Annotated in this window: 1 protein-coding gene; it reads right to left on the bottom strand. The window is 61.4% G+C overall.

What is annotated here, in order from left to right; translation table 11 throughout:
- Window position 1 precedes the first annotated feature (1 nt).
- On the bottom strand, window positions 2-24,571 hold the full coding sequence (locus tag CSQ91_RS04650; protein WP_099387497.1) for a filamentous hemagglutinin N-terminal domain-containing protein: 24,570 nt from the start codon (window positions 24,569-24,571) through the stop codon (window positions 2-4).

The raw sequence follows: 24,571 nt of genomic DNA, 5'->3' as shown, positions 1-24,571 counted from the left end.
TTCACTTTCTCGGAATAAACGGAACAACTTGCGTGCAAGCGGCCCAAAAGACACAACCCATGTTTGGCTCTAAGAAGGCAGAAAGATGAGTTGGAACGTTAGTAGTCGTAGAATTACTAAAAATATTCAATAGCTTATTTTCATAGGCAGGATTTAGTAGCGTGTAATTAAATCCCGTCTGGCCGGGAACAACAACATTATAACCGGCTAGATCTTCAAAATTTCGAGGCACTAAGATTTGTCCATTCGGGCCGACTCCAGATCTCAAAATACTTTCCAGATGCTCAACAGACTTAACATTTTCCAAAATTTGGCCAGTTGAATCCGCAATTTTAATTCCAGGTCGTGGCGTAACTACTGTAGTTCCTGGTGGGGAAACGTATTGACCATTACCAAGTATAGTAGCATTTGACTCCATTACGCCATGCCCAGCCAATGCTTGTCCACTACCACCCTCGGTGACGGTGGTAAATTGATGCCCGCTAGTACTGCCTAGGCCACGTTCAGATGTATTTAACGAATCTAATTTTAATCCATCGACTCCAGTAGAATTTATCGACGTTTTTGCCCCATTGCCACCAAAATTATTACGTGGCAGCCCTCCCACCTCTATAACAAGTTTCCCAGTAGCCCAGCCAGCCAAAACACTTCCAACAGCTTCAGGATCACCCTTCAATACCCCATTCAGAGCATCCAAGGGCGCGCGTCCGACCATCAGAATTTTTTCCCCAAGGGATATCTGTTCATCAGCCAGAAACTTCCCGAATGTCGAGCCTGGCGATACCACAGGTGTACGACCCATTCTCTCGATATGATTTGCGTTAGCCGCTCCCTCGGCTAAAAATCCCAAGGTGTCTGGGATACCAGTAACCACGTTTTCATAACCACTTTTAAGCATACTCCCGAGCCAGCCACCAACTGTCGAAGTGTTGGGATTCAACAAGCTCATCGAATTTGTCGCCCCGTAGCGTTGCTCCCTAGCCCATAAACCGGCAAAACTGGTGTCAGGCGTCGTATCGTAACCATACGCCATGTCAAAAGTCCTGTCGCTCTCATTCAAATAATTTAAGTTTGGACGAGTTGGACCTTCTTGTGCAATTTGCACAGATGCCCGCCGTGCTTCCGTGAACAGGCTTTCACAGGCAGCACTAGTCACCCCTTTGCATGCAAGAAGTTCTGCGTCACGCGCGTCGCTTTTTGCCGCCAAAGCTTCACCTTTTTTGCAAGAACTTTTGTCGCCTCCGCGACATGCATCCGCCAGTTTGTCTTTTTCGAGAATTTCGGCATGCTTCAGATAATTATTCGCCACCTCATTTGCCGCAGTAGCCGCTCCCGTCGCCCCACCAGCGGCTGCCCCCACCACAGCGCCCGCGGCCAGCGTCAACGCATCACGCAGCGTTTCAGGCATATCTAGTTGCTTCAACTGCTTGGCGATGCTATCCGTCGACAACGCCGCCGCGCCAGCACCCAATGCGCCGTTGGTGCCGCCGGCAAGCCCGCCAATCGCCGTGTGCAACGCGACCCGCGCGAGCCCACCCTCTTTCCAATTTTGTGTTAGCTCATCACTCTGACGTTGCAACTCTTTACTTCTTTCAGGATCGGTTTCACGGAGATCATGTGCTTCAGCTGCCAATGCAGTCGCTTCGTCCAGCTTCTCGGAAGCATAAGTCCCCAGCTTCTCTGCAGCAGCAGCCGCAAACGCCGCCGTCACATCCATCGTCGCCTGCAACTTGGCTTTATCGAAATTATTACCGATCTTGCCACTGCTATCCACCCCGGTCGTCACATCACGATTCAAGCCAACAACAGCTTCGTCCGCTCCCTTGCCCGTCGCCGCGCGCTGAGCCGCATCATCGGTGATGACCAGAGTGCCGCCACTGATGCCGCTACGCGTAGTACTGCTAGCGTTCTCGCTGAGGGAAACGATCGCTGGCAGACCCGCTGTAGTAGCATCTTTTTTGCCAGCGACATCCGTCAGGTTCTCATTTCGCGTTCCCGTGCCAGCAAAGGACATCCCACCAGATACCCCAACACTACTCCCCTTCGATATCGCATGATTGGCAATATCGCTGTGCGTCAAAGTCGACGTAATCAGACTGCTGTTCAGCTTGCCCGCCTCCGTGGCGCTGATGACGGCGCCCTTCAAGTCCGTATTGCCGCCCACCTTGATCTGAAAACCGCCATCGCCTGCCTTGATGCCGCTTTGCTCCTGCACACTGGCATAGTCGTTATGCATATTGCTCTGGCTGTAACTGGCGCTGAAACTGGCACCGTAGCCGACTGTGCCGCTGGCGGAGAAACTCTGGCTCTTGCTGTCGAACTTGGCCGTGTCCTGCAGGCTTTCCAGGTTCAGATTACCCTTGATGTCGGCAATCACCTGGTTGGCGCTGGCCACGGCACCCTTGATGTTTGTATCGCCACCGCTGCTGATGACCAGCTTGTCGCCCGCATTCACATGCGTATTGAGCTGCGTCGTGCCATCGCCGTCCTCGTGCCCCTTGCTGCCGCTGACGCTGGCTGTGAAACCGAAGGACATGCCCTTGCTGCTGACGCTGGCCGCGACGCCAGCCGACGCGCTCAGGCTCGAGCTCTTGCTATGCTGGCTTTCCGTGTCCTGCGCGGCCAGCAGATTGACGTTGTTATCGGCATGCAGGCGGATATCGTTCTTCGCGTTCAGGTCGCTGCCCAGGATATTGATGTTGCTATCCTTGCCGCCGCCCAGGGCCGTGATGTTGATATTATTGCCGGTCAATACACTGCCGCTATGCGTGGTGCTGGCCGTATTTTGCGTCTGGATACTTTCCGAATGGCCCGCCGTCAAGCTGATGCTGATGCTTGGACCGCCTTCCTTCATCATGTCCTTGGCTGCGTCGTTGGCGGCCATGGCCGCCGTGGCCGCCGCCATGGCTGTGACGCGGCCATCCTTGGCCGTACTGGCCGCCGTGCTCATGGTTTGCAGGGTCTGGATGGCGCTGATCACGCTGCCGCCCAGAGCCAGGGTCAAACCATCCTGCGTCGTCTTGACTTCAAATTTCCCCTTCTCATTGTCCTGGCCCGGCTTGATGGTGACGCTCTTGCCGATGATGTCGAGATCGGTGGCGGCAAGAATATCGCTGCCGCCTATCGTCACGTTATTGCCGGCAACCATCGTCAGCGCACCGCCCGTGGCGCCGATCGAACTGCGCGCATCGCCACTTTGCAAGGTGGCGTCACGCTCCTGGTCCACCGTGGTGGTCTTGGTGCCGTAGCTGAAACCGATGCCGCCGCTGCTCATGAAGCCGCTTTTCTTGGTGCTGGAATGGTGCAGTTCATATACGGTATTGGTGGCCGCGTCGATCGTGATGTTGTTACCCGCAACTAATCGCGTCGCATCGTCGCTCAAGATGCTCGAACCGGTGACTTGCAGATCGCGCCCTGCCTGCACCACCACGCTGCTGCCGCCAAGCGAGGTGCCGATTGCCGTGGTAGTATCGACCACGTCATGCTTGGTCGTCGTGGTCTTGTTCCAGAAACCCTTTTTCGTCGACTTGCTGGCGACATCGCTCACTTCATTCTGAAAACCATTGACCAGGCTGATGTCATTGCCCGCCAACAATCCCAGTGTTCCACCCGCCTGCACATCCGCCGCACGCGCCGTCAGATCATGGCCCGCCTGCAGATTGACGTTGCCGGCGCCCATGATCTGGCTGCCTATCTCGCTGGTCTTGCTCTGCTTGCTGTAATTGTCGGCGTTGCGCACTTCATCGTGGGTCGAGGCGACGGTAACGGTATTGAGGGTCAGGTTATTGCCCGCGATCAGGCTGGTCTGGCCGTTCACGCCAGCATTGGCGATTACGCCAGCGGTGAGTGTCATATCCCTCCCCGCCTGGGCAATCAGCGTATTTCCCTCGCCGGTGCCCGTGACATACAGGCCCGCCACCTTGTCGACGACCGTGCTGCTGTCGCTGATGGTTTTTCTGTCCCGCAGATTTACACTGGAATCACTGGCGGTCGTCGTCACCAGGTTGATGTCGCGGCCCGCGCTGGCCAGCAGCTGCGTTTCGGCAACGACGCCACTCGCGCGGATATTGATATCGTTTCCTGCCATCAATGCCACTTTGTCGCTTTGCACTTCGCTGACCAGCTCCTTGGCAAAATCAGACCCCACAGAGTTCGTGGCTTTTGCGACGACCGAACCAATACTCAAGTCGCGCCCGGCCGAAAGGCTCGTCGCTCCACCAGGCGCGGTATTGCTGACGATTGCACCCGTGATGCTGACATCGCGCCCTGCAGAAACAATCATGTTGCCGCTACCGCTTGCGCCACCACTGACATACAGGCCCGCCACGCGGTCGATCACGTGTCCGCCATCGAGCGTGCCAGTGGCGATATTGATGTCCCGTCCGGCGCTGGCTTGCAGCGTACTGTTCGCGGAAATAGTCCCGCTGATGTTGTTGAGGTCATTGCGAGCGGCGATGGCAACCGCATCGCCATCGATGCGGCCACCGAGGTTATTGACGTTCTCCGCATTGAGCAACACCACGTCACGCCCGGCAATGGTGCCGCTGTTGGTCAGGTCGCCGGTGATATTGATATCGACATTTTTGCCGGCCAACAAGGCACCTGTGCCGTCGATGTCATCGGCACGCAACCGCACGTACACTTGCGGCACCAGCGCCTTTTGCGTGCTGCCATCGGCCAGCGTGACTTCGCGCTCGACCAGCCAGACGATGTCGCTGGTCAATGCCGCCATCTGTTCCGGCGTCAGTGCCACGCCGGGGCGCAAGCCATACTGCTGAGCATAGCTGACGCCGGCGTCCATCAAGCCGCGGAATTGCTCTTCGTCGTTGCTATAGTCGCCGGTAAACCGGTGGCCAGTCAGATCGGCGACCTGCTCGCGTACCAGTTGCTGCTCATAGAAGCCATCGCCCAGCCGCTTCTGCGTGACGGCGGGATCCAGTTGCATTTTGCTGCTCATGTAGTCCGAACCCGTCCAGGTGCGGTACTCGGCAAAGCGAGGATCGGTCTCAACCAGATACTTGGCCGACGCCGAAGGACTGATCTTGAACAGGCTGGCATTCGGCAGTTGCAGGGGTTTGGCCCCGGTCCTGACGACTTCCGCCTTTCCACCCGGATTGGCCAGCGCCACTTGCCGGATCAGCGGCGAGCGCGCCTGGCCTGCGCCAGGGCCTGCCGCGACCTTGCCAGCAGCACCAGCCGCCGTGTCGATGGCAGCTTGCGTGCCCGTCCCCACAGCCGCCTGCGTGGCGCCTGCCGCGCCATCGACCTTGGACAAGGCACTACCCGCCACTGCGCCAGGCTGCGCCGCCACACCCGCATTGCCGGTCCGATCGCTGCCATTAATGCCTTTAGCGCCAGCAACGCCAGCCGGGCCAGCTACGGCGCCCACAGCGAGGCCCGCCGTATCGACGCCGCCCAAGGCTGGCGCACCCGTCACGGCCACATTGCTGCCAGCTACCGATCCCACACTGCCAGCCTGGGCGGCACTGCCTGTGCGGTCGCTGCCGCCAGGACCAGTGGCACCCTGCACGCCCGCAGGTCCGCCCTGGGCATCCACCCGCAGACTTCCGGTGCTGGCAACGGCGCCGGTACCGGCATTGAGCATTGCATTCTGCCCGGCAACGGCACCAATCGTGCCTGCCTGACCCGCAGTGCCGGTGCGGTCGCTACCGCCAGGTCCGGAAACACCGTCGACGCCCGCCGGTCCGCCCTGGGCATCCACCACCAGACTGCCGGTACCGGCAGTGGCGCCGTTGCCGGCATTGAGCATCGCATTCTGGCCCGCAACGGCACCGATCGTACCTGCCTGGCCCGCGTTGCCGGTGCGGTCGCTGCCATGCAAGCCTGCTGCGCCGTTTACACTGTTCGGGCTTCCCTGCGACTGGAATGCCAATTGGCTCGGATCGCCTATGCCGCTGGCTGTCCCCTCACCAACCACCGCGCCCACGCCTGCCGCTGCCACGGCGGAAATGCTGCCGGCCTGGCCAGCCTGGCCGGCCCGGTCGCTGCCTTGCAAGCCGCCGCTGCCGCTGGCCACGCCAGCACTGGCCACATTGGTGCCCGTGCCGACGTTGGAGCGCAGGATAGCGGACATATGGATATCGGCGCTGCCGCCGTCGGCCGCGGACACCGTCTGGCCCGCCACCGAAGCGACCCCGCCCGTGCCGCCGACATTGCCGATTTGGCTATCGCGCGGCCCACTGGCTGCGCCAACACTGGCCGCACCCTGGCCGCTACTGGCTGCCACGCCGGCAACGGAACCCGCCGTATTGCCTACCGTGTTGAGCCAGACACTGACATTGGCGGCGCCGGCGCCACTGCTTGCGCCGGCAGAGGAGACATTCGCGCGGGCACCGACACTGTTGGAGGGCGCGCCGCCCGAGGACGGCGCATCCGGTCCGTTAACTATTCTCGTATCATTGATCTCGGTAGTATAGTGCTCAACCTCCCAGCTCCGAGCACCTTCCGGTTTTTCCATGTCCAGGTACATGTATGAAGTGAGCGTTCCTTTCTCGGTAATTATGGTCTGATTACCCGTAGAAATATTTTCCTCGATGACACCCTTAACTTTCAGCGCCTGACCCGCCACAAAGCGGCTGTTTTCATTACGGATTTTGTAGGCGTCCACCGTCAGGTTGCCACCCGCGCTGATGACGGCAGGATCAGTCTCCGTCACCCGACTGGTGCTGGTCGTACGCCGGACACTCGTTTCAAAAAAGTTATATCCGCCGTTGCCATCGGGCGTATCAAGGCTGCGATTGCCATCGGGACCTAACTCCGTTGTGACCCCCGGTGCATTGTAGGCATAACGCTTGCCATCCATTGTTTGGTACTCGTTGATATATTCCGACTTGCCCGTCGATGTAAACTCGACAGCAAAGTGATTGTTCAACAAGGTGATTTCGCCAGCCCTCAGCGCCAGGTTACCCATGGCCTGAATGGTGGCGCTGGCATTGGTCAGGCTGGCTACAGCGCCTGCGGCATAGCGGTTGCCATCGAGGCTGCCGCCGATCGCCATGTCCCCTGAGCTGAAGATCAGCGCATGTTCCCTGTTGTTGATGGTAGTGGCACCGATATCAAGGCTGCCGCGCGACGCTATCGTCGCCGCGACGCCGCCCTCGACACCGTTGTTCAGCGTGCCCGCCCCAATGCTGAGCGCAGTGCCGTAGATGCGCCCGCTGCCGATATTGGTGAGCGTGCCCGCATCGATCTGCGTATTCACGCCATCGATCACGCCGCGGTTAGTCAGGATCGCCCCGACATTCACCCTGGTGGTGCCGGCATTGATGTCGCCGCTGCTGGTGTTTTCGAGACTGTAGGCATTGAGCGCCAGTATCTGGCCTGCCTGCACCTTGCCCGCGTTGACAAGGCTGCCACCCACGCTGAGACTGGCATTACGGTTGGCAATCACCTGCGCCCCCGCTTCGACAACATGATTGCCGCTCAGATCCAGGCTCAGATCCCCCCTGGACATCACGTTACCACTACCGCTCAAGCCCGCTGCCTTGATCGCCGCCAGTTCGCCGCCGATGATGGTGCCGCCGCCATTGCTGATGCTCAGGCCGCGGCTGGCGCCCTCGTCCTTGATGCTGACGGCATTGTTCGCGCTGATCAGCCCGGATGTATTGTTCACACTGCCGTTGCTGTTGATGCTCAGGTTATTGTCTGCACGCAAGCCACCCTGGCTGTTATTGATCATGCCTGCCGACAGGTTGACGTCGCGGCCTTCGATTCCCTTGTCGGTCCCCTGCGTTGCCTGGTTGACGATGGCGCCAGCACCCAGCGTGACAGCGGCGCCGCCACGTATCAGTCCGGACGTGTTGTCAATCGTGCCACTCCCCGCCTGCAAGCCCAGGTTGCCGACCACTTGCACCTGGCCGCCCTGATTGGCCAACCCGCCGATGGCCAGTTCCAGGCCGCCGCTGGAGACAATTTTCCCGCCCAGATTATTGATATAGCCGCTGCTGCCGCCTACCTGCCCCGCCGCGCCCAGGAAACCAGCCGCATTGTTCCAGGCGCCAGTCGCCAGCGTCAGCGTCCCGCCGCTGCTGATGCCGCCATTGCTGCCGGCATGGCTAGCCGCATACGCCGCGGCATCGCTGTTATCGAGCGTCTGGCCATGGGTATTGATGACGATCGCATTGCCTGCTTGCAGCAAACCACCGTGATTGTTCAGCTCTCCAGTTTGCAGATTCAGTACTTGCGTGGCGGCGATGGTTCCCTGGACATTGTTCAAGCCCTGCCCCGCCGTATCGATGCTGACGTTGCGGCCCACGATGCTGCCCGCGGAGGCATAGCCGGAAGCCAGCGTATTGCCAAGGCTTGTACTCTGCAGCACGACGTCTGCGCCAGCCTGGATTTGTCCGCTGTCGTTGCGCAGCTGGCCCATGGTCGCGCGCAGATTGCCCGTGACGCTGGCCAGTTTACCGCCCGTATTGTCGATACTGGCAGCCTGGATGCCGAGATCGCCATTGGCGGCCACCAGGCCGTCTTTATTGTCGAGCGCCTGGTTCAGCGTCAGCGCAAGGCTTCCGCCCGTCGTCAGGCTGCCGCCGCGGTTCGACATACTGCCGGCCTGAAGCGTCGCGTCGCCTCCCGCTGCGATCTTGCCGCCGTTGTCATTATTCAATGAAGTACCGGCGCTCAGGTCCAAGGTGGCGCTGCCCGCCGCCTGTACCGTGCCACCCTGGTTGTTGATGACCTGCGCACTGACGGTGGTATTGCCATTGCTGGCGATCAAGCCACCTTGATTGTCCAGAACTTGCGCGATACGGATATTGCTGGCGCCCTGCCCCAGCTGCACCAGTTCTCCCTGGCGGTTATCCAGGCTGCCGCTGTCGATGGTCAATTGCCCAGCCTGCGTACTGGCCTTGCGAAAATCGATACTGCCAGCGGTGATCTTCAGGCTGCCATTAGCAGTGATCTGGCCACCCTGCCCATTCAAGGCTCCGGCATTGATGGCCAGCTGGCCCAAGCCAGCGTGCTCGATCCGCCCGCCGGCATTGCTCAACGCTGCGGCACCCAGGGTAAGGTTGGCGCTATTGACGGCAATACGGCCATCGGTATTATCGAGTGCGCCATTTGGCGCGCGCATGACAATAGATGTATCGCCGCTGCCGCTCTGCACGATGCTGCCCCTGCTATTGTTCAGGTTAGCCGTCTGCACCACCAGTTGACCGGCCACGATATCGCCACGGCTGTTATCCCACGTCTGGCCATTACCGGCTTGCGCGTTCACATTCAGCGTACCGACCGTGCCGATGCTGGCGCCAGCCGTGCTGACATTACCTTGCGTCGCCGTCAGCGCGATGTTCGCTGCGCTATTCACGCTGCCAGCAAGATCGACACCGCTGCCCGTCATGCTCATATTGCCTGCCGCCAGATTCTGCCCGGCTGCGCGCAATTGCTGCGCCGTCGTGACCAGCAGACTCCCTGTGCCTGCCAGCTTGCCGTCCGCCTGCATGCCCGCCGCCAGCAGGCCGCCCGCCCCGCTGTCGAGACTGGCGGCCGTGATGCTGGTATTGGCAAGCGCGGCAATCGTACCGCTGTTGCTCACCAGTCCCGTGGCATTCAGCACTTGCGATGCGCCGTACATGCTGCCGCTATTGCTGACATTGGCTGCCTGCGTGACCAATTGTCCGCCAGCAAGGACGCTGCCGCCGTTATTGTCCAGGTCTTTCACTTGCAGCCTGGCATCGCCGATAACCGCCTGCAAGGTACCGCGTGTGTTGGTGACATCGGCTGCGGTCAGGACCAGTCCGGTAGCGCCAGCCAATGTGCCGCCGCTGTTGTCGAGTTTCGCACTGGCGGTTACGTCCAGCACGCCGCCAGATAGCAGGCGACCGCTCTGATTGCGCAAGTCTGCCGTTTGCAGCGCCAGCCCGCCATTGCTTTCAATCCGGCCGCCAGCGTTGTCGAGACTGGCGCTGGCCGTGAGCGATGTGTTGCCCTTGCCCAGCTGCAATAATTCGCCCTGGCGATTGTCCAGTATGGCGGTGGTAACGCTCAGTTGCTGCGCCATGGCGCTGGCGTTGCGATGATCGATATAGGTGGCGCGCAGGTCGAGCGCGCCGTTACCCGTCATCTGGCCGCGTTGCCCATACAGGTTAGCCACGCTGATGCCCAAGGTGCCGCTACCCGCGTGCTCGATCTTGCCATCCACGTTGGTCAAGGTTCCTGCCGTCAACTGGAGATTGCGGCTGTTGACTGCGATACGCCCGGCCGTATTGTCCAGATGGCCCGCTCCAGCCAGGTTGATGGCGCTATCGCCACTTCCCGTCTGGATGATGCTGCCGCCGGCATTATTGAGGTTAGCCACCTTGACATCAAGCTGCCCGGCGCTTAACTGGCCACCTTGATTGAGCAGCGCCTGGCTATTCTGCGCGCTGGCCGTAATACTCAGCAAACCAGCCGTAGCGAGCACCGCCTTGGCGGTCGTGATGTTGCCGCTGCCAGCATTCAAGGTAATATTGCTGCCACTGGTCTGGCTACCTGCCAGGTCCAGCGATGCCCCACTGAGCGCAACAGTGCCGGCCGCGAGATTCTTGCCGCCTGCCTGCAGGACGCCAGTGCTGCGCACGGTCAAGTCGCCCGCCTGCGCAAGCGCGCCATTCGTCGTCAAGCCAGCCGCCAGCAAGCCGTTGCCGGACAAGCTGCCCGCCTTCACGCTGGTATTGCCCAACGCGGCGATGGATCCGGTATTGACCAGGCTGCCGGCGACGTCGAGCGACTGCTGGGCGCCTGCGTACAGCAAGCCGCTGTTAAGCATGTCGCCAGTGACTGCCACCGTCAGGTCGGTGGCGGCACTGAGTTCGCCGGCGGCGTTGACCAGGCTGGCAGCCGTCACACCCAAGGCACCAAGCGCGGCTTGCGCTACGCCCTGCGTATTGTCCAAGGCCAAGGCATGTACCTGCACATTCTCCTTGCCAACGATCGTGCCTTCCTTGTTGTTCAGTGCACCCTGCGACGATATTGTGACATCGCCTTGTGCGCTAATATTGCCCTTTGCATTCTCCAGACTGCCTGTCGTCATTTGCAGCACGCCATTTGCTGCGATGACGCCGCTGCGATTGTCCAATTCCTGCGCCACCTGCACCGTGAGCGCCGTTGTCGACTGCAATTTGCCGCCCTGATTGCTCATCGCATCGGCCGTAATACGCAATTGCTGGGCCGAAGTGGTCGCCATGCTATGGTTGAACGTGCCGGCAACGATATCGACCAGGCCATTGCCCGTAATCGTCCCGCCGGCACCATTGAAGGCTGGCGTCGTGATTGCCAGCGTTCCCGCTCCCGCATGCTCGATCTTGCCAGCGGCATTCGTGAATGCGTTCGCTGCGAGGGTCAGATTGCTGCTATTGACGGCAATGCGCCCGCCAGTATTGTCCAGATTACCCGTCCGGATAACGGTATCGCCCGCGCCGGTCTGTAACACTGTGCCTTTTGCATTGTTCAGATTGCCTACGTGCAGGTCGAGCTGGCCCGCCTGCAAGCTGCCCTCCGTATTGTGCAAGGTGGCGTTTGTCGTGACGTTCAATGTACCCGTTGTCGCGACGATCGCCTTGCTGGTCATGACATCACCCTGTGTTGCCGTCAGGCCGATGTTCGCCGCGCTGGTCTGGCTGCCGCCGATATCGAGCGTGGCGCCGCTCAGCTTGACACTGCCTGCGGCCAAGTTTTGACCATGCGCACCCAACGCTTGCGTCGTGTTCACCGTCAGGTCGCCAGCCGTGCCCAGGCTGCCATCGGCCCGCATGCCGGCGCCAATCAAGCTCGTTGCGCTGCTGTCGAGGGTTTTCGCCGTCAGGCTGGTATTGCCCTGCGCCGCGATCACGCCCGTATTGACGATGGCGCCGCTGGCATTCAGGGTCTGGTTGCCCGCCGCATACAGGCTACCGGTGTTGTCCAGGCTAGCCAAGGTGGCGTTCAGGTTGGAGCCTGCAAACACGCTGCCGGCCATATTGTTGAATTTGCCGGCATTCAGCGTGGCATCCCCGGCCACTGCCTGCAACTGGCCCCTGGTATTGTCGATATCGCCGCCGTTCAATCCCAGGTTGCGGCCTGCCGCTACCGTGCCTTCCGTGTTGTCCAGGCGACTGACTTTCAGCTCGGCATCCTGTGCCGCCACGATGCGACCGGTGCTGTTCAGCAAGGTGCCCGCTGTCACCAGCGCATCACCATTGCCTTCGATCTTGCCCCCCGTATTGTCCAGTTGCCCGGTAGCGCTCACCGTCATCAGGCCAGTACCCGTCTGCGCCAGGCTGCCGCTGCGGTTGTCCAGGCGGCCAGTGTTGACGGTCAGCTGATTCGCCACTGTCGTGGCATTACGATGATCCAGGGTTGCTGCCGTGATATCGACTTTGCCATTGCCCGTGATCTTGCCGAACTGGTTGTTGAACTGGCCCGCGTTGATGGCCAGCACGCCAGCGCCCACGTGTTCCAGCTTGCCATTAACGTTCGTCAACACCGTGGCGCTCAGGGCCAGGTTGGCGCTGTTGACGGCGATGCGGCCCGCCGTGTTGTCGAGTTTGCCGGTGGTAATGACGGTGTCGCCGGTGCCCGTCTGCACGATCTCGCCGCTGGCGTTGTTCAGGTTCGCCACGTTCAGCTGCAACTGACCGGCCACCAGCTGGCCCTGGTTACTCACCAGAGACTGGGCATTGTTGGCATTGGCCGTGATGGCCAGCACCTTGCTGGCGGAAATCACGGCCTTGCTCGTCACGACATCGCCAGTATTTGCCGTGATGGCGATATTCGCCGCGCCCGTCTGGCTACCCGACAAATCGACCGATGCGCCTGTCAATTGAGCGCTACCCGCCGCGAGGTTCTGCCCGCTCGCCTGCAAGATGCCATCGGCATTGATGGTCAGATCACCTGCCATGCCCAGGCTACCGTCCGCTTTCACGCCAGCTCCCAGCAAGCCGCTGCTGGTGACTTTGCCGGCGGTAACATGGGTGTGGTTGACGGAAGCAATGGAACCGATGTTGTTCAGCAATCCACCGACCGTCAGTTGCTGATTGCGGCCCGCATACAACAGGCCCGCATTGCTCAGGTCACCGCTCACTTTCGCCGACAGGTCCGTGCCGGCACTCACCGTGCCCTGCTGATTCAGCAAATTCGCGGCATCCAGACGTAAATTGTCCGCCTGCAATACGCCACGGGTGTTGTCGATATTCACACCGCCCACATGCAAGTCGGCAGTCGCGGCAATCACGCCGTCCGTATTGTTCAGAGCACCCTTGCTGTTGATGTCAGCCGATGCAGCGGACGTGATGCGGCCCTTGCTGTTGTCCAGCACGCCCGCCTGCAGATTCAACGTACCCGCCCCGGCATGCTCGATCTTACCGTCCTTGTTCGTGACGGTGACGGCATCGATGTTCAGGTTTGTGCTGTTGACGGCGATGCGGCCGGCCGTGTTGTCCAGATTGCCGGTCTGGATAACCGTGTCACCCGTGCCGGTCTGCAAGATAGTGCCCTTGGCGTTGTCCAGGTTGCCCACATGCAGGTCGAGCTGGCCCGCCTGCACCGTGCCTTCCGTGTTGTGCAGGGAGGCGCTCGTCGTCACATTCAGCGTGCCCGCCGTTGTCACGACCGCCTTGTTCGTACTGACGTCACCTTGGGTTGCCGTCAGGCCGATATTGGCGGCACTGGTCTGGCTGCCGCCGATATCGATGCTGGTGCCGGTCAGATTGGCGCTACCCGCCGCCAGGTTTTGTCCATGCGCGGCCAACGTTTGTGTTGTGCTAATTGTCAGGTCGCCACTTGTGCCCAGCTTGCCATCGGCTTGCATGCCGGCACCGAGCAAGCTGCTTGCGCTGCTGTCGAGGGTTTTCGCCGTGATGCTGTTGTTGCCTTGTGCCGCGATGACACCCGTGTTGACGATGGCGCCGCTGGAGGTCAAGGTCTGGTTGCCAGCTGCGTACAGGCTGCCCGTGTTGTTCAGGCTGGCCAGTGTCGCGTTCAGGTTGGTGCCGGCAAATACATTGCCAGCGATATTGTTCAAGTTCGCCACATTCAAGGTGGCGTTGCCGGCCACGGCTTGCAATTGGCCCTTGGCATTACCGATATCGCCGCCGCTCAATGCCAGATTGCGGCCTGCGGCTACTATCCCTTCCGTGTTGTCCAGACTACCCACTATAAGCTCGGCATCCTGCGCCGCCACGATGCGGCCAGTGTTGTTCAGCAAAGTCTGCGCTTTCACCAGCGCATCGCCATTGCCTTCGATCTTGCCGCCCGTGTTGTCCAGTTGGCCGGTAGCGCTCACCGTCATCAGTCCGATGCCGGTCTGCGCCAGGCTGCCGGCGCGGTTGTCCAGGCTGCCGGCGTTGATGGTCAGTTGATTGGCCACCGTCGTGGCATTGCGATGATCCAGGGTGGCGGCCGTGATATCCAGCTTGCCATTGCCCGTAATCTTGCCGGACTGGTTGTTGAATTGCCCTGCATTAATCGCCAGCACGCCCGCGCCAGCATGCTCCAGCTTGCCATTGATGTTCGTCAACACCGTCGCGTTCAAGGCCAGGTTAACGCTGTTGGCGGCGATGCGGCCAGCCGTGTTGTCCAACTTGCCTGTGGTGATGACGGTATCGCCGGTGCCCGTCTGCACGATCTCGCCGCTGGCGTTGTTCAGGTTCGCCACGTTCAGCTGCAGCTGGCCGGCCACCAGCTGGCCCTGGCTATTTACCAGTGACTGGGCGTTGTTCGCGTTGGCGGTGATGGCCAAGACGTTGCTGGCAGAAATCACCGCCTTGTTCGTCACGACATCGCCAGTAGTTGCCGTGATGGCGATGTTTGCCGCGCCCGTCTGGCTACCCGACAGATCCACACTGGAACCCATCAGCGTCGCACTGCCCGCCGCCAGGTTCTGTCCGCTCGCTTGTAATACGCCATCGGCATTAATCGTCAGATCGCCTGCCGTACCCAGGCTGCCGTCCGCTTTCACGCCAGCGCCCAGCAAGCCGCTGCTGGTGACTTTACTCGCCGTAATATGGGTGTTGTTGACGGAAGCAATCGATCCCGTGTTGTTCAGCAAGCCACCGACCGTCAGTTGCTGATTACGGCCCGCATACAGCAAGCCAGCATTGTTCAGGTCACCGCTTACTTTGGCCGTCAGGTCCGTGCCGGCGCTCACTGTCCCTTGCTGGTTCAGCAAGGTCACAGCATGCAGACGCAAATTGTCCGCCTGCAAGACGCCGCGCGTGTTGTCGATATTCACACCGCCCACATGCAAATCGGCAGTCGCTGCCATCACGCCATCGGTATTGTTCAGTACACCTTTGCTGACGAGGTCTGCCGACGCCGCCGAGGTGATGCGGCCCTTGCTGTTGTCCAGTACGCCAGCCTGCACGGACAAAATGCCCGTGCCTGCATGCTCGATCTTGCCATCCTTGTTGGCGACGGTGACGGCATCGATGTTCAAGTTTGTGCTGTTGACCGCGATGCGGCCCGCTGTATTGTCCAGATTGCCGGTGACGATGCTCGTGTCGCCCGTGCCCGTCTGCAAGATGGTGCCCTTGACGTTATCCAGATTGCCCACATGCAGGTCGAGCTGGCCTGCCTGCAACGTGCCTTCCGTGTTGTGCAAGGTGGAGTTCGTCGTGATGTTGAGCGCGCCTGGCGTCGTGACCACCGCCTTGTGCGTGCTGACGTCACCCGTTGTCGCCGTCAGGCCGATGTTCGCGGCGCTGGTCTGGCTGCCGCCGATATCGACCGTGACGCCTGTCAGTTTGGCATTGCCTGCCGCAAGGATCTGGCCATGCGCGGCCAGCGTTTGCGCGGTATGGATCGTCAAATCACCTGCCGTGCCCAACTTGCCATCGGCCTGCATGCCCGCGCCAATCAGGCTACTTGCGCTGCTGTCGAGGGTTTTCGCCGTGATGCTGTTGTTGCCTTGTGCCGCGATGACGCCCGTGTTCACGATGGCGCCGCTGGCGGTCAAAGTCTGGTTGCCGGCTGCGTACAGGCTGCCCGTGTTGTTCAGGGTATCGAGCGTCGTGTTCAGGTTGCCGCCGGCAAACACGTTGCCTGCGGTATTGTTCAAGTTCGCCACAGTCAGGGTGACGTTGCCGGCCACGGCCTGCAATTGGCCCTTGGTGTTGTCGATATTGCCACCGGACAGCTGCAGATGACGTCCTGCCGCCACCGTGCCCTCCGTGTTGTCCAGGCTACCCACGTTCAATGTGGCATCCTGCGCCGCCACGATGCGGCCTGTGCTGTTCAGCAATACCTGGGCTTTGACCAGCGCATCGCCGTTACCCTCAATCTTGCCGCCCGTGTTGTCCAGCTGGCCCGTGGCCGCGACCGTCATCAAGCCCGTGCCCGTCTGCGCCAGGCCGCCGGCGCGGTTATCCAGACTGCCCACGTTCACCGTTAACTGATTGGCCACGGTGACGGCATTGCGGTGATCCAAGGTCGCAGCAGTGATGTCGAGCTTGCCATTGCCCGTGATCTTGCCGGACTGGTTGTTGAACTGCCCTGCGTTAATCGCCAGGATGCCGGCGCCTGCATGCTCCAGCTTGCCATTGACGTTCGTCAGCACCGACGCGTTCAGGGCCAGGTTCGCGCTGTTGACGGCGATACGGCCGGCCGTGTTGTCCAGCTTACCCGTGGTGATGACGGTGTCGCCGGTGCCCGTCTGCACGATCTCGCCGCTGGCGTTGTTCAGGTTGGCGACGTTCAGCTGCAACTGGCCGCCCACCAGCTGGCCCTGGCTGTTCACCAGTGACTGGGCGTTATTTGCGTTGGCCGTGATGGCCAGCAGATTGCTGGCCGAGATGACGGCTTTACTCGTCAGTACATCACCAGTAGCTGCCGTGATGGCGATGTTTGCCGCGCCCGTCTGGCTACCCGACAGATCCACACTGGAACCCATCAGCGTCGCACTGCCCGCCGCCAAGTTCTGTCCGCTCGCCTGCAACACGCCATCGGCATTAATCGTCAGATCGCCTGCCGTACCCAGGCTGCCGTCCGCTTTCACGCCGGCGCCCAGCAAGCCGCTGCTGGTCACCTTGCCGGCAGAAATACTGGTATTGCCTACGGAAGCGATGGAGCCGCTGTTGTTCAGTAAGCCACCCACCGTCAGTTGCTGGTTGCGGCCCGCATACAGTAGACCGGCGTTGTTCAGGTCACCGCTCACTTTCGCCGTCAGGTCCGTGCCAGCACTCACAGTTCCCTGCTGGTTCAGCAAGGTAGCGGCATCGAGGTGCAGATTATCCGCTTGCAACACGCCGCGCGTGTTGTCCAGCGCCATGCCGCCGACCTGCAGGCCGTTGGTTGCGGCTATGACGCCGTCGGCATTATTCAGCGCATCTTTGCTGACGACAGAAGCAGCCGCCGCCGAGGTGACACTGCCCTTACTGTTGTCCAGCATGCCCGCCTGTACCGACAAGATACCCGCGCCTGCATGCTCGATCTTGCCATCGCGGTTCGTCAGCGTGGTCGCACCGAGGGTCAGATTGCTACTGTTGACAGCGATGCGCCCTGCCGTGTTATCCAGATTGTTGGTCTGGATGACGGTGCTGCCCGTGCCAGTCTGCAGTACCGTACCTTTGGCGTTATCCAGATTGTCCACGTGCAGGTCTAGCTGGCCCGCCTGCAAGGTGCCTTCCGTATTGTGCAAGGTGACATTGGTCGCGACGCTCAGTGTGCCCTGCGTCGTGACGACAGCCTTGTTGGTGGTGACATCACCCTGTGTCGCCGTGAGGCCGATGTTGGCGGCACTGGTCTGGCTGCCGCTGATATCGAGTGTGGAGCCGCTCAGATTGGCATTGCCTGCGGCGAGAATCTGGCCATGCGCGGCCAGCGATTTCTCCGTAGTCACCGTTAAGTCACCTACGGTACCCAGGCTACCATCGGCCTTGATGCCCGCGCAGATCAGGCTGCTTGCGCTGCTGTCGAGGTTCTTTGCCGTGATGCTGTTGTTGCCCTTCGCAGCGATCACGCCCGTGTTCGTGATGGCACCTGTTGCGGTCAAGGCCTGATTCCCTGCCGCATACAGGCTGCCCGTATTGTTCAGGCTGGCCAGTGTCGCGTTCAGGTTGGTGCCGGCAAACACGTTGCCTGCGGTGTTGTTCAAGTTGGCAACATTCAGGGTGGCATTGCCGGCCACGGCTTGCAATTGGCCCTTGGTGTTGTCGATATCGCCACCGTTCAATGCCAGGTGACGCCCTGCCGCCACCATGCCTTCGGTATTGTCCAGGCTCCCCACGTTCAATGTAGCATCCTGCGCCACCACGATGCGGCCCGTGCTGTTCAGTAATACCTGAGCTTTGACCAGCGCATCGCCATTGCCCTCGATCTTGCCGCCCGTGTTGTCGAGCTGGCCGGTAGCCGCCACCGTCATCAGGCCGGTGCCCGTCTGCGCCAGGCTGCCGGCACGGTTGTCCAACGTGCCGGCGTTCACCGTCAACTGATTGGCCACCGTCGTCGCATTGCGGTGATCCAAGGTGGCCGCCGTGATATCGACTTTGCCATTGCCCGTGATCTTGCCGGACTGGTTATTGAACTGACCTGCGTTGATGGCCAGCAGACCCGCACCCGCGTGCTCCAGCTTGCCATTGACGTTCGTCAGCACCGTCGCGTTCAGTGCCAGATTATGGCTGTTGGCGGCGATGCGGCCCTCTGTGTTGTCCAGCTTGCCTGTGGTGATGACAGTGTCGCCGGTACCCGTCTGCACGATCTCGCCGCTGGCGTTGTTCAGGTTCGCCACGTTCAGCTGCAGCTGCCCGGCCACCAGCTGGCCCCGGCTATTCATCAACGACTGGGCGTTAGTCGCGTTGGCGGTGATCGCCAGCACATTGCTGGCGGAAATCACGGCCTTGTTCGTCACGACATCGCCAGTAGCTGCCGTAATGGCGATGTTCGCGGCGCCCGTCTGGCTGTTCGACAAATCAATGGAATCACCATTTAGCACGGCGCTGCCTGCCGCCAGGTTCTGTCCGCTCGCCTGCAACACGCCATCGGCATTAATCGTCAGATCGCCTGCCGTACCCAGGCTGCCGTCCGCTTTCACGCCGGCGCCCAGCAGGCCGCTGCTGGTGACTTTACTCGCCGTAATATGGGTGTTGTTGACGGAAGCAATGGAGCCGCTGTTGTTCAGCACGCCACCCACCGTCAGTTGCTGGTTGTGGCCCGCATACAGCAGACCGGCGTTGTTCAGGTCACCGCTCACTTTCGCCGTCAGGTCCGTGCCAGCATTCACAGTTCCCTGCTGGTTCAGCAAGGTAGCGGCATCGAGGTGCAGATTATCCGCTTGCAACACGCCGCGCGTGTTGTCAATAGTCACACCGCCCACATGCAAGTCGGCAGTCGCTGCCATCACGCCATCGGTATTATTCAGTGTACTTTTGCTGACGATATCGGCCGACGCAGCCGAGGTGATGCGGCCCTTGCTGTTGTCCAGCACGCCAGCCTGCAGATTCAACGTCCCCGTGCCTGCATGCTCGATCTTGCCATCGCGGTTCGTCAGCGTGGCCGCATCGATGTTCAAGTCTTTGCTGTTGACGGCAATGCGGCCCGCCGTATTGTCCAGATTGCCGGTGACGATGCGCGTGTCGCCCGTGCCCGTCTGCAGTAACGTGCCCTTGGCGTTGTCCAGATTGCCTACATGCAGATCGAGCTGGCCCGCCTGCACCGTGCCTTCCGTGTTGTGCAAGGTGGCATTGGTCATGATGTTGAGCGCGCCTGGCGTCGTCACGACCGCCTTGTTCGTGCTGACATCACCCGTTGTTGCCGTCAGGCCGATGTTGGCCGCACTGGTCTGGCTGCCTGCCAGATCAACGTTACCGCCCGTCAGCGTCGCCTTGCCTGCAGCCAGATTCTGGCCATGTGCGGCCAGCGTTTGTGTAGTGCTGATCGTCAGGTCGCCACTTGTGCCCAGCTTGCCATCAGCTTGCATGCCCGCGCCGAGCAAGCTGCTTGCGCTGCTGTCGAAGGTTTTCGCCGTCAGGCTGGTATTGCCCTGTGCCGCAATGACGCCCGTGTTGACGATGGCGCCGGTGGCGGTCAAGGTCTGGTTGCCAACTGCATACAGGCTGCCCGTGTTGTTCAGGCTGGCCAGTATCGCGTTCAGGTTGGCGCCGGCAAATACATTGCCTGCGGTATTGTTCAAGTTCGCCACGTTCAGGGTGGCATTGCCTGCCACGGCTTGCAATTGGCCCTTGGTGTTGTCGATATCGCCACCGGACAGCTGCAGATGGCGCCCGGCTGCCACCGTGCCTTCCGTGTTGTCCAGGCTGCCCACGTTCAATGTAGCATCCTGCGCCGCCACGATGCGGCCCGTGCTGTTCAGTAATATCTGAGCTTTGACCAGCGCATCGCCATTGCCCTCGATCTTGCCGCGCGTGTTGTCCAGCTGGCCGGTAGCCGCCACCGTCATCAGGCCGGTACCCGTCTGCGCCAGACTGCCGCTGCGGTTGTCCAGGCTGCCGGCGTTGATGGTCAGCTGGTTCGCCACCGTCGTCGCATTGCGGTGGTCGAAGGTGCCTGCCATGATATCCAGCTTGCCATTGCCCGTGATCTTGCCTTGCAGGTTGTTGAATTGCCCTGCGTTAATCGCCAGGATGCCCGCGCCTGCGTGCTCCAGCTTGCCATTGATGTTCGTCAGCACCGTCGCATTCAAGGCCAGGTTCGCGCTATTGGCGGCGATGCGGCCGGCCGTGTTGTCCAGTTTGCCTGTGGTGATGACGGTGTCGCCGCTGCCCGTCTGTACGATCTCGCCGCTGGCGTTGTTCAGGTTGGCCACGTTCAGCTGCAGCTGGCCGGCCACCAGCTGGCCCTGGCTGTTCAACAGTGACTGGGCGTTATTTGCGTTGGCGGTGATGGCCAGCACATTGCTGGCCGAGATGACGGCTTTACTCGTCAGTACGTCGCCGCTGCGTGCAGTGATATCGATGTTTGCCGCGCCCGTCTGGCTCCCCGACAGATCCACACTGGAACCCGTCAGCGTCGCACTGCCTGCGGCCAGGTTCTGTCCGCTCGCTTGCAGTACGCCATCGGCATTGATGGTCAAGTCCCCTGCCGTACCCAGGCTGCCATCTGCTTTCACGCCGGCGCCCAGCAAACCGCTGCTGGTGACTTTACCAGCGGTAATATGGGTGTTGTTGACGGAAGCAATGGAGCCGCTGTTGTTCAGCAAGCCAACGACCGTCAGTTGCTGGTTGCGGCCCGCGTACAGCAGGCCCGCATTCGTTAAATCACCGCTGATGCGCGCCGTCAAATCCGTGCCGACGCTCACTGTCCCCTGCCGGTTCAGCAAGGATGTCGCATCGAGACTCAACATGTCCGCCTGCAAGATGCCGCGCGTGTTGTCCAACGCAGTACCGCTCACTTGCAGGCCAGTGGTTGCGGCAATAACGCCGTCGGTATTATTCAGCGCATCTTTGCTGACGACAGAAGCGGCCGCCGCCGAGGTGATGCTGCCCTTGCTGTTGTCCAGCACGCCAGCCTGCACCTGCACGCTGCCATTGCCGGCAATGCTGCCCCGCGTATTGTCCAGCGCCTGCGCCACGTCCACGCGCATCTGTCCTGGTCCCGTCTGCTGCACGGTGCCGTCGCGGTTGTCCAGATTGCCTGCTTGCACGGTGACCTGCTGCCCGGACGTGACGGCATGGCGGTGATCGACCGTTTCCGCCTGGATATCAACCAGGCCATTGCCCGTGATCTTGCCCCGTTCGTCATCGAAGCGCGTTGCTTCAATGTGCAAGCTGCCCGTGCCCGCGTGTTCGATGCTGCCGTCGCGGTTGGTCAGCTGTTCCGCCGTCAACGCCAGATTGGCGCTGTTGACGGCAATGCGTCCGCCCGTGTTGTCCAGGGTGCTGCCTGTTAACTGCGTATCGCCAGTGCCCGTCTGGATCACAGTGCCGCCGCGGTTGTCCAGCGATCCCGTTTTCACTTCCAGCTGGCCCGCGCTCAGGGTGCCGCGCACGTTCGACAGGGACTGGCCGCTGCCGGCCGCCGTCACGGACAGCAAGCCGGTGGTCGTCACCAGTGCGCCATCAGTGACGACGTTGCCGGCGCTGGCATTGAGCGCAATGGCCGCGCCGCCCGTCTGGCTGCCGCTCAGGTCGATAGCGGTGGCGTGCATGCTGCTTTTTCCTGCCGCCAAATTCTGGCCATGGGCGCCGATCGCTTGCGTGGCCGTCAGCTGCAACTGGCCGCTGCCGCCCAGGCTGCCGTCGGCGCGGATGCCCGCCCCCAGCAAGCTGCCGGCCGCACTGTCAATGCGGCTGGCATCGATGCGGTTGTCTCCCTGCGCGGCGATCACGCCGCTGTTGCTGACCACGCCGCTCACCTGCAGCGCCTGGCTACCGGCCGCATACACGTTGCCGCTGTTGAGCACTTCGCTGGCCTGGGTGGCAAGATTGCCACCAGCAAACACGCTGCCGGCCGTATTGTTCAGCTTTGCCACGGACAGACTGGCATCGCCCGCCAGCGCCTGGATCTGGCCGCGCGTATTGTCGACGTCGCCACTGTCGAGGCGCAGTGTACGGCCCGCCGCCAGGGTTGCCTCCGTGTTGTCCAGCGCGCCTGTCGACAGCGCCAGGTCCGTGCTGGAAACGATGCGGCCCTTCTGGTTTTGCACGCTGGCCGCCTGCACGCTCAAAGCGCCATTGCTTTCCAGCGTGCCAGCCCGATTGTCCAATCCACCGCGCACCTGCACGCCGGTCGCCCCCTGGCCGCTCTGCGCCAGGCTGCCGCCCCGGTTATCGAGGCTGCCTGCATCGATGTTCAATTGCCCCGCCACCGTGCGGGCATCGCGGTGGTCGATCTGCTCTCCCGTCAGCGCCATGGAGCCATTGCTGACGATGCTGCCGCGCTGCAAGTTGATTTGGGCAGCACCAATCTCCAGCGCGCCCGTGCCCGCATGCTGGATGTGACCATCCTGGTTGCTCAGACTGGCTGCCTGCAGGCGCAAGGCCTGGCTATTCGTGGCGATGACGCCGCGCGTGTTGTCCAGGCTACCCGGCAATTGAATCGCCAGATCGCCGGCGCCCAGCTGCGTGATCTGGCCGCCCACGTTCGACAAGTCGTGCGCGTTCACGCCCAATTGCTGGCCCGTCAATTGCGCCGCATCGCTGCGCACGGTGCGCGCCGCGTCCAGTTGCAGGCGTTCGCGCGCGCTGACCTGCGCGCGGCTGGCGTCGAGGTCGCCAGCGCTGGCGCCCAGGCCGACATTCGCGCCCGAGACCTGCGCCCCAGTAATATCCAGCTGGCGCGCCGCCAGGCTGCTGTCGCCGCCCGCCACGGCCGTGCCGTGCACGGCAATAGTGTCGCCAGCAGAAACGCTCAGTTTGCCGCTGGCGGCCAATGTATTGTCCAGATTCAAGCCAGCCGCCAGGACAGAGCCAGCGGTGGCGTCGATACGTGCCGTTGCGCCCGTGGCGTGCACCTCGACATTGTTCTGCGCGCCGATCACGCCGCTGTTGGCAATACTGCCCTGCGCCTGCACCTGGCTGTCGCCGCCCGCATACACGGTGCCGCTGTTGGCCACGTCGCCCGTGACGGCAATGCTGGTCTGGCTACCGCTGCCGGCCGACTGGATATTGCCGCTGTTGCTCAACCAGCCATTCGATTGCAGCACCAGGTTGCCGGCCGTGGCCGCCAACACGCCCGCGTTGCGCACGCCCAGACCCGCTTCCGTGCCGATCAGGGTAATCTTGCCCGCGTACATGCCGCCCAGCTGCGCCACGTCCAGCGCATATGCCGGGGCTGGCCCTACGCCAGCCGCAGCGCCCGCCACGCCATGCGCCGCATCGATCTGGTTGCTGCCCGTCACCACCTTCAGTTCCTGCGCCCAGATGCCGCCATTGATCTGCGCGGCGCGCGCCAGAATGGCCGTGTAATCGCTCAGCGACGTATCCAGGCCACGGCCGTTAATGGTCACTACGCCACGCTGCACCATGTAGCCGTCCAGGCTGCCGTCGTTGAGGAGGGGCGTACCCGTCGTCAGCACGACCTGGCTGGCATTGATAAATCCGCCGCCATCGACGCTCACGCCGGCAGGGTTGGCAATGACGACTTCGGCCCGCTGCCCCGCCACCTCGACATAGCCGCGCAGCTGGCTGGGGTTGGCCGAATTGACCTCATTCAGGATTACGCGCGCGCTGCCGCCCGCCAGCCACGGATTGCCCTGCACCCAGCCGCCCGTCTGCGTCTGCACATTGCCGCGGCTATTGTTCAGGATGGCGCCATTCGCCGTCACATCGAACTGGCTGTAGGTATTGCGCGATACGCCCGCCGCGCTCGGCGTCTGGATATTCACCTGTGTCACGCCATTGGCGCTTTGCACCACGGTCGGACGCTGCCGGCCCGGTGCATTCGGGTCGGCCACGATCTGTCCCATGGCCGGCCCGGCGACAAAACTCACCATGCCCAGCGCGCCAAACACGGCCAGCGCCAGCGGCCGCAAGCGGCCATTCACACTGAAACTTAGCCCGCCGCCGCCATCGCCTTCAAACACGCCGCAGGCTAGGCTGCCCTCGCCCTTGGCCGCCTTGCCTTGCGAGGAAGCGTTTTCGGCGACGACCATCAACTGGCCACGGCGTTTGTTGAAGATGATGCGGTACAGGTTCTTGTTCAT

It is taken from the genome of Janthinobacterium sp. BJB301 (genome assembly GCF_002735685.1).
GTDB classification, from domain to species: domain Bacteria; phylum Pseudomonadota; class Gammaproteobacteria; order Burkholderiales; family Burkholderiaceae_D; genus Janthinobacterium; species Janthinobacterium lividum.
The sequence above is the reverse complement of the archived record's forward strand: the minus strand, read 5'-3'. Positions and strand labels throughout refer to the sequence as shown.